Source organism: Rugamonas aquatica, assembly GCF_009380215.1.
In the GTDB taxonomy this organism is placed as follows: domain Bacteria; phylum Pseudomonadota; class Gammaproteobacteria; order Burkholderiales; family Burkholderiaceae_D; genus Rugamonas; species Rugamonas aquatica_B.
The window spans coordinates 109574-123302 of record NZ_WHUG01000009.1 but is presented as its reverse complement, the minus strand read 5'-3'; the positions used below and the strand labels follow the sequence as shown (position 1 = coordinate 123302).

General features: G+C 59.6%; 10 protein-coding genes. 7 read left to right on the top strand and 3 right to left on the bottom strand.

The window, feature by feature from the left end; all coding sequences use genetic code 11:
- Nucleotides 1-43 precede the first annotated feature (43 nt).
- The 4 genes from GEV02_RS21155 (at nt 44) to GEV02_RS21140 (ending at nt 6015) form a co-directional block, all read left to right on the top strand.
- Nucleotides 44-3784: a hypothetical protein gene (locus tag GEV02_RS21155; protein WP_152839959.1), complete on the top strand. Its 3741-nt coding sequence runs from the start codon at nt 44-46 to the stop codon at nt 3782-3784.
- Nucleotides 3785-4148: 364 nt separating this feature from the next.
- A complete protein-coding gene (locus tag GEV02_RS21150; protein ID WP_174999235.1) occupies nt 4149-4706 on the top strand; it encodes a hypothetical protein in 558 nt (185 codons plus the stop codon).
- Nucleotides 4707-4722: 16 nt separating this feature from the next.
- Complete coding sequence (locus GEV02_RS21145) at nt 4723-5337, top strand: hypothetical protein (RefSeq protein WP_152839957.1); 615 nt, start codon at nt 4723-4725, stop codon at nt 5335-5337.
- 24 nt (nt 5338-5361) lie between these two features.
- Complete coding sequence (locus tag GEV02_RS21140) at nt 5362-6015, top strand: hypothetical protein (protein WP_152839956.1); 654 nt, start codon at nt 5362-5364, stop codon at nt 6013-6015.
- Nucleotides 6016-6294: 279 nt separating this feature from the next.
- Here GEV02_RS21140 and GEV02_RS33710 read toward each other — a convergent pair whose 3' ends face one another.
- Nucleotides 6295-6600 carry a helix-turn-helix domain-containing protein gene (locus GEV02_RS33710; protein ID WP_152839955.1) on the bottom strand — a complete coding sequence of 102 codons (306 nt, stop codon included), beginning with the start codon at nt 6598-6600 and terminating at the stop codon, nt 6295-6297.
- Between the two features lie 681 nt (nt 6601-7281).
- On the opposite strand from GEV02_RS33710, the gene GEV02_RS21130 reads away from it, so the two are divergent.
- The 3 genes from GEV02_RS21130 (at nt 7282) to GEV02_RS21120 (ending at nt 8790) form a co-directional block, all read left to right on the top strand.
- On the top strand, nt 7282-8025 hold the full coding sequence (locus GEV02_RS21130) for a hypothetical protein (RefSeq protein ID WP_152839954.1): 744 nt from the start codon (nt 7282-7284) through the stop codon (nt 8023-8025).
- Between the two features lie 165 nt (nt 8026-8190).
- Nucleotides 8191-8547 (top strand): hypothetical protein, encoded by a 357-nt coding sequence (locus tag GEV02_RS21125; protein WP_152839953.1) that lies wholly within the window; start codon nt 8191-8193, stop codon nt 8545-8547.
- A 24-nt stretch (nt 8548-8571) separates the two neighbouring features.
- Nucleotides 8572-8790 (top strand): hypothetical protein, encoded by a 219-nt coding sequence (locus GEV02_RS21120; protein ID WP_152839952.1) that lies wholly within the window; start codon nt 8572-8574, stop codon nt 8788-8790.
- A 767-nt stretch (nt 8791-9557) separates the two neighbouring features.
- On the opposite strand, the gene GEV02_RS21115 is transcribed toward GEV02_RS21120, so the two are convergent.
- Both GEV02_RS21115 and GEV02_RS21110 read right to left on the bottom strand, forming a co-directional pair.
- Complete coding sequence (locus GEV02_RS21115; RefSeq protein WP_152839951.1) at nt 9558-10397, bottom strand: hypothetical protein; 840 nt, start codon at nt 10395-10397, stop codon at nt 9558-9560.
- Nucleotides 10398-11274: 877 nt separating this feature from the next.
- Nucleotides 11275-13719 (bottom strand): SMC family protein, encoded by a 2445-nt coding sequence (locus GEV02_RS21110; protein WP_152839950.1) that lies wholly within the window; start codon nt 13717-13719, stop codon nt 11275-11277.
- Nucleotides 13720-13729 lie beyond the last annotated feature (10 nt).

The following is a 13729-nucleotide window of genomic DNA, read 5'->3' as shown; positions in this document are numbered from 1 at the left end:
GGTAACCGGATTCCCCGCCGCGGACCAACTGTGAAAGGAAGCCATGTTCGAAGTGACCGGCGAAGATATCGCCAAGCTGAATGACAGCGACTTGCGTGAGCTGGTGGGGCGGTTGTGTATCGCCGAATTGCGTCAGCACCAGCAGTCCAGCCACGCTGCGACCTTTGGCGGCGACCAGGATGCCGCCGACGGCGGCATCGACGTGCGCGTCACCCTTCCGGCCGGGGCGCAGCCGCTAACGGCATTCGCGGGCAGCGATATCGGCTTCCAGGTGAGAAAGCCGACAATGGGCCCGGCGGACATCATCAAGGAGATGCGACCGGATGACAAGCTGCGCGAGTCGATTGCGGCGCTCGCCAAGGCGGGCGGCACGTACGTCATCGTCAGCAGCGGCGATTCGACGACCGATACGATGCTCGCCAATCGCCGCGCCGCAATGCGCGCCGCCCTGGCAGGTAACAGACATCGCGGCAAGTTGAATGTCGACTTCTACGATAGCAAGCGCATGGCGACCTGGGTGGGCGACCACCCTGGCGAAGTACTGTGGGTCAGGGAGCGATGCGGCCGCAGCTGCCCCGGTTGGAAGGGCTACACGTCGTGGAGTTACCCGGTCAGTCCGGCAGACGGATGCTACCTGGTCGACCCGAGTGCGCGGCTGCGCGTAGGCGCCGGCAGCGGTGCCGTCGGCATTGTGGCCGCCCTGCAAGCGATGCGTGCAAAGCTATCCCAGCCTGGCGCGGCTCTGCGGTTGGTTGGGCTGTCGGGCGTCGGCAAGACCAGCCTGGTGCAGGCCCTGTTTGACGCGCGAGTCGGCAGCTGCAGCCTGCCGGAGTCTTGGGCGGTCTACACCGACTTCGGCAGCGTCACGCAACCGCATCCTGCCACCATGGCCACCGAATTGATCGCGCTTAAAACGCGCGCTGTGCTGGTGGTCGATAACTGCCTGCCGGACGTCCACCGTGAACTGGTGCGCTTGTGCAGCGCGGACGGCAGTACCTTGAGCGTGATCACGGTGGAGTACGATGTGCGGGACGACCAGCCCGAACGGACAGACGTGGTTGAAATGGACGGCGGCTCGAACTTTCTGATCGCGGATTTGCTGGAGGCCCGGTATCCTATCCTCAGTGCCGCCAACCGGGGTTTGATTGCGGATAAGGCAGGCGGCAATGCGCGGCTCGCCCTGGCACTGGCAGGCACCGTGCGTGAAGGGGACAGTCTGGTAGGCTGGAGTGATGCAGACCTGTTCCACCGTCTGTTCTGGCAGCGGCACTTGCCCGACAGCGATCTGCTTGCGGCTGCGCGCGCCTGCGCGCTGGTGTATTCCTTCGACGGCGTAGCGTTCGACAGCGACCTGGCTGAGCTTCCGTTGCTGGGCAGCCTGGTCGGACTGGACGCCTTGAAGATGGCACTATGTGTCAATGAACTGGTGGCGCGTGATCTGGTCCAGGTGCGCAGTCAATGGCGCGCCTTGCTGCCCCCTGCGCTGGCCAACCGCCTGGCCGAAGAAGCACTGCAAGCGATTCCGTCACAACATTTGGAAAAAGTCTTGCTCGGTTCCGCGCCGCCGCGCTTGCTGCGTTCGTTCTGTCGCCGTCTGTCTCACCTTCCAACCCACCGGTATACCGTGGATCTGGCGGCCAAGTGGCTGTGTTCGGGGGGCCGGCTGGAGGACGTCGCGACCCATGACGACGAGCAGCGCATGATGTTTAAATACCTGGCGCCTTCCGCCCAAGCGTTGGCGTTGGCCGCGCTGGAGCGGGGCGGCGCAGGCATGCTTGGCGAATACCTGGGTCTGGTGCCGGCGTTGGCATTCGATGCCACCCGGTTCGAACGCGGGATGGCCCTGCTGGTGGAGCACCTGCTGCAGGACCCATCCGAGATGACGGCGCGTCCCGCGCATACCATTATCGTGTGTCGTTTTAGCATTCACAATCCTGGCACCATGGCGTCGTGGGCGCGGCGACTTGCGTTGGTCGAAGGGTGGCTTGCGGCGTCCTCCGAGACCTTGCAGCAGTTGGGACTCGATGCGCTGGAGCATATCTTGTGGCGGGGCCTCAAGGGGCGCGCGCATTGGTCCAGCGATGCGGAGCCCGGTGGCGGGACTGCCCCGGCAAGCGATGCGCAGGCGCTGGATTGGCTCAACCAGGCAATCGCAGTCCTGACAAAGCAGGCCTTGGCGCCGGGCGCCCGTGGCGCCCGCGCGAAAGCCGTATTAGCAGATTCGATAGCTCCGCTGATTTTCGATCCGGTAACGCGCGCGATCGCGTTGGCGGCGATGGGACGGATCGCCAGCGCCGGTTTCTGGCTGCAGGGTTGGAGTCTTCTGCAGGTTGCCAGGCCGCGCGCCGTCGGCGATTGGCCGGTCGGCGACGTGGCCGTGCTGGATGCGTTGCAAGCGCAACTGGCGCCGACGGACCTGGTCGCCGAGGTCCTGACCACGACAAGTTCCTTTCCGGCGGCCTGCTCCTCCCTTGTGCCGGGAGAGAGCTACGAAGAACGGGAGCGTCGGTCAGATGATGCCGCAACGGCCATCGGCACCAGGCTGGCCGGGGAGGAAGGGCTCCGGCAATCGATGTGGCCTGACCTGCTTTGCAGCGGCGGACGTGTCTCGGCGCTGGGCCGGGGACTGGCCACGGCCAACGATCCGGAGGTCATCTGGCAAGAATTGGTGGCGGCCAGCCGCGAAGTGGAGGGCGCACGCCTGCAGCAGGGGTTGCTGAGCGGGTTTCTGGGACAACTGAACCAGTTGGACCCACTGCTGGCAGTGCAGCTGCTCGAGGCGGCATTGGAGGACCCTGTGCTGCGCATGGTGTTTCCCGCGCTGCAGCGTGCAATCGGGTTTGATCGCGACGGCATCGCTCGGCTGCATCGCTGCCTGTTGAACCGGCGCGGTTCCGTCAAGGACTTTGTAGTGCTGGGAAAAGCGCTGGATGTCGGCGCTGCGGACGACGGCGATTTGCAGGACCTGCTGCGCGCGATCGCGGACCGTGAGGACGGTTATACGACCGCCTTGCACATCCTGTTGCAATGGGACAGAGACAGCGCTACGCCGGCGGCGGCCCGGCGGGCGGTGTACGAGAAGTCCGCGGTGATGGTGCTGGACCGTGCCGACTTCAACAAACAGGACGACTCGCTGGATCATCTCGTAGCCGGGGTGGCCGCTTGCGTCCTGGCGGGCGCGGATGGAGCGCAGATCGGCGCCGACTTGGCGCACCGCCTTCGGTCCGCCGCCGGGAACAAGCCAGGTAGGGTCGGCGCGCACCAGCAACTGCTTGCAATCTTGGTGGAACTGCAGCCACGTGCGCTACTGGACGCGATGATGGGGCCGGACGGGCCTCTGGAAGGGGCGGCGAACGTCTTCCAATGTGAGCCGGACGAGGGCGGCGCCGCGGTCGCGCTGGACCGTGACCTGGTGCTGGACTGGTGCGGCACGGACCTCGAACCACGCAGCAGATACATGCTGCAAATATCCCCGTTGCTGGAACCGGAACCGGCGTCGGCACGGGCGGTGCTCACCCCGCTGACCTTGGCGTTGTTCGAACGAAGCGTTGATCCGGCCGGCTTGCTGGGCGTGGTTGAAAACGGATTCTGGCGGCCGAAGTGGGAAGGATCCTACTCCGTCCAGTTGGAGGCAAACGCCGACGCGCTCGATCCGCTTCTGGAGCTTCACGACGACCGATTCCGCGCCGTGGTGCGCGGGCTGCAGTCCGAGATGCGCGCAGCTGCGATTGAACTGGCGCAGCAAGATGCCGATAAGCGGCTTGCTGGAGGGCGCTACGAGTAGGCGGGCAACGGACCGGGCGCGATAAGCCCTGGTCATCAAAGGAGGCTACGAGCCGCCATACGGCCCAGCCCTTGGTGCCCAGCGTCCCGGAGTGCATGGGGGTACAAGGTACCGTTGATGCCTAGCGACGCGTAGTTTGGCCTGAACGAGAAGTAGCCGCAGCAGCCCACCTAGCGCCGGGCCATGGATGTCAATTCGTATGGTTTCAGTACCCCGACTGCTACTGCGACGACAACGCCGAAACTAAGCGCCGCATAAAAAATGTTGTCAATTTTGGTAGAAAAATTTGAAATTACTGATACAATTATCTTAGTGCTTACAGGTTTTAAAATTATTATTTTTAATGCCAAATGGAAACAATCTAATGAAAAACATCCTGATTATAGCCTTTCTTGGTTCTATTTCCCTTCTATTGCAGCAAACATGCTACGCGAAAAATAAATTGGCTTCAGGTGAAATGTTATTGGCTGAGCAGTCAATCACTTCTGAAAACGGAAACTACACATTAATTATGCAAGGCGATGGCAGCTTGGTAATGTACCGAAAAGGAGGAACAGTGAGGTACAGAATGGCTAAGCATGGAACTTTTGCCATAATGCAGACGGACGGAAATTTCGTTGAATACGTTGGGAATACAACGAATCCAGATAATGCCATCTGGTCTAGCGGAACTGCCGGTGTTGCGCAGTGGCCACCATATTTGTATATCGATAATTACGGTGACCTTAGCATTATAAGCACAAATAGTTCAGGTAGCATGACATTCAGTGTTTGGGGAATTGGCCAAGATTTTGATCCTGCATCTACTACTAATATCGAAACTCTGCAACCACCTGGCCCACCTCCTCAAGGGAAGCCAATACTCCCCTATAGACCAGACGTAGATAATTCGGCAAATAACAATATGTATCCACGATATTAACACCGAGGAAAATATAGTGAAGAAATTAAATCTCATTATTTCCATAGCGGCTTTATTGATTCCTTGCGGAGACGTTCTTGCCCTAGGGGCAGTTAGCCGCGCATGCCAGTTTTCTCAAATCCCAACAGGAATGAAAAATTTAGCCGTAAGATTTTTCAAAGCCGTCGGGGCTGATGACTGGGTTCTCAGCCTGCCCGGAAAATCCAATGATATTCAAAATAAATATTGGATACTGGAATCTTTGACAACTGACTATGGCCGAGCAAAATATTATTTGTACGCTGATTCCTCAGTGTATGGCTATATGGATTACATAGAATCCCCATGGTATCATAATTGGATACACTATACTACTTATGTTAGCGAAAAATGGACTGCCGAGACAGTTTCACAAGCGCTGAAACTTAACCCAGATTTCTCTCCCTATTATGCTAATCGCGGCGATCTTTATAGCGCTCGTGCGGGGAATCCCGGCATAGTAGAGGAAGTTCGTTTTGGTTTCCAAAAGTTTGTAGTCATGGGTGAGCATTTCTATTTTGACCCAGCGACACAAGTGACTGTAAGACTTAAAGAAACACGTGCCAATGATTGCAATATACCAAATCTGGGATTTGGCTTCTTTGATAGATAAGTATTAAACACAAAAGGTGCTCGAATGAAGAAATATTTTTTACCCTTCTATCTATTAATAAGTATTCCTTCTCTCGTATTTTCGCAGGAAACTCCAAATGGTCTAAAATCTCTGTTTCCTTCAAATCGTGAGCCTGGCTACGAGGTTAGATCGAAAAAATCCTTGTCCGGGGAGCAGCGCGAGTTTTTAGCTCAGGGAGCTTTTTCAAGCAAAGTAAATTGCAATAATGTAAATGTATCTGCCGATTATTTAGAACAATTATCTGATATCAACATCCAGCGTGACCTAAAGTCGTCCAGAAGCGATCGCGAATTCGTCTTTCTTGGGGACGCATTATTGGGAAGCATCGAAGAAAGTAATTTGAGAAAAACGTTGGTATTTGGTAAATTGCATGATGCCACCGCGACGCTGACCATTTGGCATTTTAAAAAAGACGGGGCAAGCATGATCTTGCTTAAAGAAAATTTCAATCAATATATCAATAAAATTCCTGCAATTTGCTCGCTCGCTTCTAATGACAGTGAGAAGAAAGTGTTGTGGAAATTTATGTGGATTAAGAATGATGTTTCATATGAATTAACTATTGATGACATGGTTAACGAAAAAAGAATGCCAGGATATAGCGTTCAACAGCTAACGCAAGAGATAGGGCGTTTATTCTCTAAGGTTGAGGAGTGAAAATTCCGAAATTTCGATATAGAGCTGTCTGCCGTCGTCTGCTGAAGATACGTATGTAGTCAGCTGCATGTAATCAGATCGGAAGCCAAAGCTATATTCATTTTCGATAGGTTAACTTTAATTATCAATAATAAAAGATTGAACTATTCCGGCTGTTGTTTAACCCCGGAATCGGAGGGTGATGTTGTATCGAACGTTCGTTTGCGTGCAGAATTGGCCAGCTCGTCCATCCCTTTCTCCATAACCTCGAGAATGCCCCGACGCGCCACTAAGAAACCTCTAACTCCAATTCCGATAGGTTCGCCTGGAGCTGTGTAGGCCCCGCCGTTTTTCGCGTGTTTGGCTTTCCTTCTTTAGCCAACCTGTGAGCTGGAAGGCGTATGGGACAATGGCGCTAGCCGAGTGGCGGTCCCCATAGTCCGGCTCGGTCGTTTCCGCGCGTACGTAGCGTCGGACGGTGTTGCGCGAGATGCCGAGGTGCTTGGCGATTTCCCTCAATGGGACTAGATCCTGAAGATGCCAGCGCCAAATAATTCTTCGTAATGCCACGTCGATCACTGGTTCACGTGGGTAGGCACCGGTCATCCGGCGTCGCTCATCCCCGTTATTACCAGGTAGCCTGCGTTACAGGTTAGGAGGGGAGTCGCTTGACTCGATGAGCGTGTACATGGCGCGGCCGGGACGTTTGAAGAGCATCGTAACCGTGCCGTGCCAGAGCGCTGGACCCCGCCGGGTGGCTGGCAACACCAAGCGGGCGGGGCGCAGGCATGGCGTGAGGGCGCGTTACAGTGATGCGGCCATCCAGTCCTACTTAGGCGTTGGCTATGCTATCGCGTTCAGGCGCAGAGCCAGCAACAGGGTGATCGGAGCCAGCGCGCGTTGCCTGGCTTAGCAGGCGTTGCATTTGCGGTGCAATGCTCTCGATTCAAGGAAGGACGTCGGCTGGCAGTGGCTGCATGTCGGCGATTGCTGCGCTGTGAATCATCCGGGGACGGCAGGATTTGCGCTTTCGCAGGATTATAGAGGAAATGAGGTGCGCCGCTCGTCAGCCCGCGCTACCTTGCTCACATGGCCGGAGGTATCCGTGTGCGGGCCGGATGGGGGGAAGACATGTGTGCTGCAGAAAAGGCGAGAATTTGGCTGGCTGCATTAAGCTTGTGTGCGACATGGCCAGGAACATCATCGCACATCGGCTCGCATCGGCGTGCGCGGCCCCGGAGACGGACTGAGCGGGCTTGGCATGCAGTCGTGGCAGTGGCGGCGATCATGGCCGCTACCGCCCTGGCGTCGTCCACTGCAGCTGCGGCCCGGCCGGCGCTGGTTTCCTATGTCTCGCCGGCCCAGTTGTTTCCCGTGGAGGGCGACGCATTTCAGTCGCGCGCCGATGGCCGGGCTGTGTCCTACTCGCCGCTGCCGGCCTTTGATCATCCGCACGGCAGGGTGGTCGGCATGGTCCAGATCACCGACCCGGACTGCATCCGTGCAAAGCAGATGGGCGATTGCGCGGCGCAGCTGCGCTGGGAGCTGGTGGCGCGCGACGGCGCGCGCCAAGAATTGCGCACCGAAGAATACAGCTATGAAACGCTGGCGTTGCCAACTTATCGCAGCAGTCTGGTCGGGGCCGGCGGCGTCTGGTCGCGCTTGGCCACGAAGCGAGGAGAATTCTGGATCCTGACGTCAGCAGCCGAAGTCTTTTCTTATGAGCGGCTGGCCACCTACATTGGCCGCTTCGATCGCTGGTGCGCCACGGCCGACAAGTGCCGGACAGTGGACCGCGCGATGGCGGCCGCCATCCGCAGGTTCGAGGCCAGGCCAAATCCCGAGCAACCGTCGACTGCGGCCTATCAAATCGTTGGACGGCTCAAGCGGGGCGCCCTGCACTACTATCGTGTTCAGCTGGCACCCGTCTCGGCGGGGCAGTCCAGCTATGGCCTGCCCCGCCGCGGGCTGGTGCCGGTCCTGAACCGAGATGGAAACCATGCGGGATATTTCTATCCGCGCGGGTGCTAGATCGTGGTGGTGGACTATCGCCCGGCGGGTATCGCATAATTCCTGCGGACCAAACGTAGCCAAGGAAATCATAGCCTTGGCACCGGCGTAATAGCCTCGCGGAGGGGGGCAAAGCACTATATAGCGACACAAGAAAATGAGCTCTCAGCGCAGGATCTGACGGAAGTGAAATTCGTGTTGGATGCCGCGATCGGCGCCCGGGCCGCCGGATACGCATTCAGGGATGCTGCTTGTGTTTTTCCGGATTGTCCTCCGGCTATCGTCGCCTTTAAACACGAACCCGATCCCGTCTATCTGCTGATAGACGAATCGGCCGGCGAGCATAAGCCTAGGTCTACGCCGAAGGCGGTGTGCATGTTGGAATCTGCAGTCGCAATCACCAAGCTCCTGCTAACGATGGTGGTTCCCATGGACGCGCCATATCCTCCCACCGCCGTGCGCTGGAGCGGGAGGTCTCGCGGACCATTCGTCGTCTACCGCTTTGCAGTGGTCGATGCCGCGAGTTCGATTCATCACGGTTAGGTGGTTATGTTACTTCGTGACTCCATGCGAGTTCTGCTGGATAGGGAAGCGCTGAAACCGGAGGCCGTAGGCGCCATGCTTGAATGGTACCTCGCTGGTGTCGCCATTTGTTTGGTGATCGGCCTTATCGATGGCGGAAGCATACAAACGGTTTTGATCGCCGCCTGCCTGACCGGGGGAACTTCTTCTGCGGTCTTGTTGCTTATTCGCCGGGCTGTAACCGGCCGAATTCGCGGTAAATGAGGAGGTCTTGGCAGTGAGCAAAGGCAGGCTCAGCTTCGAGTTTGATTCGCGGACGCGATGATCGAACAAGGTGGCCGCGGACGGACGAGCATCTTAAAGTGTTGTGCCTTTGTCGTACGCCACGGGCCGGGACCAGTTCGCGTCGCATTGGGCCCGGCGCTATGCGTGGGGCCGCACGCCTTTTCCGATTGCCTGTCGTCCTCGGCACCGCGACGTCGGGAGCCGATGCGCTTGCCCCGGTTGCGGCTGCAGATCAGGTGGCAGCGGCCCTGGCCTCCAGTGGACCGACGACAACCGGGATCGCCGCCTCCGCGCTGCCCCAGCACCCGCGCGCGGGATCGTCGGGGCCCCTGCTATGTGAAAGGAGTGAAGAATTGTCCGAAGTTCTGCACAATTCCGGTGGATAACCTTGTGGGTAAGGACCATCAGGGACCGCTAAGTGACTGAACTGAAACGGAAAATGGCGGACTGCTCAACTCGTCAGCGCTGCCGCGGTGCTGGCAAGTCACGGGCAACCGACCAGCCTGCCATGCCGTTTGTTGCACCCACGCCTGCGATGGCGCAGTGCTGGAACTGCCCAGCCTCGTACGGCGGAGTTGCCCGGAGGTGAGACCGAATAAGGCCGGCGTCAAAAAGGACAGCGCGCTCGATTCGTCGGCGGCGCCGGCCAGCTGCGTCCTTGGCAGGCAAACTGGCAGCGCGCCATGGGTGCACCGCTGGGTGCCCTTCCCTGGTCCCAGCGGCCACATACGGGCAACAATTGGCTCCTAAAGAGCCGCGTGTTCGAAATGCCCAGAATGAGGGGAAACTCCCACTAGTTGTATGGCGTCGTGACCCTGCGGGACTGGCGCCACGCTGTCGCTTGGATTGTCTGGCGGCACTTCCCGCCAGTAGCCGCCGGGCTGCGGCGTATATCCTCCAGTTCCGCCGCCGCCGCCCCCACCGCCGCCGCCGCCATTGCCCCCGTCAGACCCTGACGTATCTGTCGGCGTAACATAGGCAGGTTTTTTCCAGTTGTTGGGGTCGCTGCAATACGCAACATATTTACTGTCGTGCGCAAAGATGTCCTTGGCGAAGTCGATGCCCTTTTTTTCATACAGAGACGAGCGCGCATCAGTGCCGGCAAGCGCGGACAGCATCGCGTTATACAAATCCGGCACCGCGTCAGTGCCCGGCACATGCAGGTTGCCGCCCTGCGCGTGATTTTCCATCGCGACAGTGAACGAAAAGAAGGTGGCTTCTGCTTCCCGAGTCATGCACCAATCGACCTTCGCGGACATGGGCGCGCTGTCGCCGGGGTTTTGTTCGTAATCACGTTGTTGATACGCGACGTGGCCCAACTCATGGATAGCCAGGTCCCTAGCGGCCCACGTTGGAGGAATTTCCATCTTTTTTGCGTAGTTGTCGACGGACTGGGTACCTATGTAGATGGTGCCGTTCTTTTCCAAACCGTTGACATGGCCATCGCTTTTATAAAACGACTTATTGTCAGGGGTCATCATGATACGCCCGTTGTTTGCGAAAAAGTTGCTGATGTATTGATCAGCTTTGGGAGTGTGAATGTTTTTTAGCGTGTACTCGATAGGGAACGTGACACCAGTGGTCATAATTACTCCTTAGGAAGTTGGGCGTTTAGTGAGATCATTTCCAGGCATTTCGTCGTGACCGTTTGCACTCTTGCTACCGGGTCCCACTCCTTCGATTCGTAGGTGTGATACTCCGGGCCGGGCGACGTCGACTCCGGTGTTCCCGGGGACTGGTAAAACGTAGGAGGCATGACAGGGGCGACACTTGTTTTGCCGACAAAATGAGCAACGGTGTCACCGGAAACACACGGGGTCTGAGAGAATCGCCACAAGATGAACCCACCGCGTGGCGCGCCGCTTGTGGTAGAGCTAACCGTAACCGATTGCAGACCGGGGGCGTTGGCGTACTCTTCCGCAGGCGAGTAAGTGCATTGCCTCAACGAACCATAATCTGTGCAATCTGAAAGTACTAATTTCCGCGAGGTTTGTCGCTGTATGTGCTCCAGCGTGATTTCGCGCGGATGGGCCGCATAGTAGACGGCCATCTTCAGCGCGTCCTCCGGCACGAACCCGGCGCGATCTCCCTCACCGCCATACGCACTTGCGTGGATCGTGAGGAGCGCCGTCACGCCCCATGCTGAACCTGCCAGAAATAGTCTCATAGAAAAATCTCAGCTCTAGTCATCGTTGACAGGAGTATAGACCTCGTCAATTTTCGAAGGTTCATCGGCAGTTGCGTTTCGCCCTGCCGCTGAGTCTGGAATAAGGCACGATGGGGGCGCTGCGAATTGAGCGGGCCGGATGGACGCAGCCCTCAGCAGCGGCGCCCGTCCGGGGCAAGGTTTCATGGGAGTGAGGTTGCCGCCAGGCGGCACGGCAGGAGGTGCAAACGCAGGCTGGCCGGCTCGATCGGCGACGACCATGCGCCGGGCTGTCGCCCGCTTCTCCCACCCGATGGTCACCCCTCGCCGCCGCACTTGAACAGGCGATAGTGATCGAGGTCTATCTTGACTTCGGCCATCGCTGCCAGCTCGGGTGTCTGGGTGATGAAAAATTCCTGCCGATAACCGCCGATCCGCAGGACCGTGCGTTTCATGTCCATGAACATGCGCTTGCGGTCGGGATCCAATGCACCATCGAGCTCGTCCGAGAAGAGAGCCAGATGCCGCATGCTTTGCTGCTGCGCAAGGTACAGCGCGATCCCCCTTGTCAGGCATTCGTTGATCCACACCCGTTCCCCAGGGCTCATCAGCTCCACATTCTTGCTGGTGCCGCGATCGGCGTCGTGCACCATGATGGCCAAGCCCTCCCGCCAGCCTTCGCCGCTCTGGACCTGGGTGGCGATCGCCAGCGTGAAGCGTCCGCCGTAGCAGGCCAGCAGCAACTCATTGGCCAGCGACGACAGCGCCGGCCCGGCGTCGTCGATCAGCAGCGCGACGAGTCCATCATTGCCCGTGCACTTGGCGAACAGGGTCCACGTCGCGATGTGGTCTTCCACCTGGCTCACGCTGCGCTGCAGTGCGCGCCGGCGGCGCTCCAGCACCGCCGCCAGCTGCGCCGATTCCGCCGCGCGCAACTGCTCGGAAGTGGCGGCTGCCAGAGCATGCTCCGCCTGCGCCAGCTCGTCGGCGGCCTGGTCGACCGCCGCCGCTGCCCGTCCCACCTGGTCGGACCTGACCTCCGGCTCGCACTCCGCCAGCGCCTTGTCCAGCTGGTCCAGCTGGCGGCGGTAGCGTGCGGCCTCGCTAGCCTTCTGCTTGCCCAGGCGCGCGATGGCCTGTTCGTGGGTCTGGCGTTCGGCATGCTCTTGCGTGCCGCAAGCGTGCGAGGTGGCGCGCGCTTGCGCCAGCTCGGTGTTCAGGCGGGCGCGTTCCGCCACAGCCTGTACCAGCTGCGGGTGCAATGCCGACCTGCCGGCATACGTGCTGCTGCGGACAGTGGCGCGCCGCAGAAGCGCTTCGCAGCGCGAGGCCGCCAGAGCGGGCAAGAGCGGCGCGGCCAGCTTGCACTTGGCCGCGATGTCCGCCTGCAGGCTGGCGCGCTGTCGAGCCAGACGCGCCACGCTCGCTTGCGCCGACGGCAGCAGGGCTTTGGCCTGGTTGGCTTCGCCAAGCAATTGGCAGGCCGCTTGCATCGCCATGCCCGAGCAAGGCACCTGGCCGGTCAGGCGGTGCCGCACCGTCAGCGCTTCGGCATCGAGCGCGGCCTTGCCGGCTTCGCGTTCGATGCCGTTCAATTGCTGCTGCAGTAGCTGCCGCTCATGCTCGATACCGGCCGCGCGTTCGCGCTCGCGCTGAACGTGTTGTACGCGTTGCTGCCGCAGCTGCACGGACCGCTGGGCCAGCTGCAGGCGGCGCGCCGCGCGCGCGATGGTTGCGCCTTGCAACAGCAATCCATCCAGTTGCATCCGACGGGCGGCGAGCGTGGTCGCTTGTTGCTGTTCCAGCTGGCGTCGTTGCGTCGCCCTCGTCCCCAGTTTCGACAGGCCGAGCTGTTCCCGCTCCAGCGCTTGGTCGATGCCGGCCAGCGCCTTACGGCCATTGCCGATCAATTCGCGCCGCTGCTGCAGCATAGCGTCGCGCTGTGCGATTAGTCTCGCCTGGGACTGGAAACGTGCGCGCAGTTGAACCAGATCGCGCTGGCTCTGCTCGAGCGCGCCCCGTCGCAGATCCCTGGCCTTCGCTGCGGCGCCGACGGCCAGGCGGGCTTGCGGCAAGGCGGCGGCGGTTTGCGCCGCCGCCTCGGCTTCCGCGGTGGCGCCGTCGAGCTGATGGCGCAAGGTCAGCATGCCCGCCCGCAGCAGTCTGACCACTTCGGCCGCCTGCTTGCCCACCTGCCTGACCTGCTGCTGGTCCAACAAGTCCGCCAACAGCGATTTGATCTCGTGATTCTCATAGGTGTACAGCTGGCGCTTGCACTGGGCGGCGAAGGTCGACGTGAAGTAAGTCGCGGCGCTGCCAATCAGCGCCGCCACACAGCGCTCGTAGGATTCCACGCTGCCGTTGGAACGGGTGCCGTCGGCGATGCAGACCGGCTCCCAGCCGCCGGCGCATCGGCGCGTCAGGAACGCCTCGGTGCGGTTGCGCTGTCCGCTACGTATCAGCACCTCGCTGCGGTAGCGTTGGCCGTCGCTGGCGCCCCATTCCAGCAGTTTGCGCGCGGTCGGCAGGCAGACGTGCTGGTAGTAGGAAAATCCGGTCAACGCCCCTTTGACATGCGAAGGCATGATCAGGTACGGCGTCATATTATCGAGTATGGTGCTCTTGCCCCGACCATTCGGGCCGGCCAGCGCGATTAGCTGCGCGCCTGCGCAGAGCGACTCGAAATCGAGCGTGATGGCCTCGCGGCCCAAGCCGTCGCGGATGCCGGTGAAGCCTTCCAGGGTCAGTAAGTAGGGGATCATGGCGTACCTC

Excerpts from the sequence above, each read along its gene's own strand:
- GEV02_RS21155 (WP_152839959.1), top strand. The coding sequence starts at position 44 with ATGTTCGAAGTGACCGGCGAAGATATCGCCAAGCTGAATGACAGCGAC.
- GEV02_RS21150 (WP_174999235.1), top strand. The coding sequence starts at position 4,149 with ATGAAAAACATCCTGATTATAGCCTTTCTTGGTTCTATTTCCCTTCTA.
- GEV02_RS21140 (WP_152839956.1), top strand. The coding sequence starts at position 5,362 with ATGAAGAAATATTTTTTACCCTTCTATCTATTAATAAGTATTCCTTCT.
- GEV02_RS33710 (WP_152839955.1), bottom strand. The coding sequence starts at position 6,600 with ATGACCGGTGCCTACCCACGTGAACCAGTGATCGACGTGGCATTACGA.
- GEV02_RS21130 (WP_152839954.1), top strand. The coding sequence starts at position 7,282 with ATGGCCGCTACCGCCCTGGCGTCGTCCACTGCAGCTGCGGCCCGGCCG.
- GEV02_RS21120 (WP_152839952.1), top strand. The coding sequence starts at position 8,572 with ATGCGAGTTCTGCTGGATAGGGAAGCGCTGAAACCGGAGGCCGTAGGC.
- GEV02_RS21115 (WP_152839951.1), bottom strand. The coding sequence starts at position 10,397 with ATGACCACTGGTGTCACGTTCCCTATCGAGTACACGCTAAAAAACATT.
- GEV02_RS21110 (WP_152839950.1), bottom strand. The coding sequence starts at position 13,719 with ATGATCCCCTACTTACTGACCCTGGAAGGCTTCACCGGCATCCGCGAC.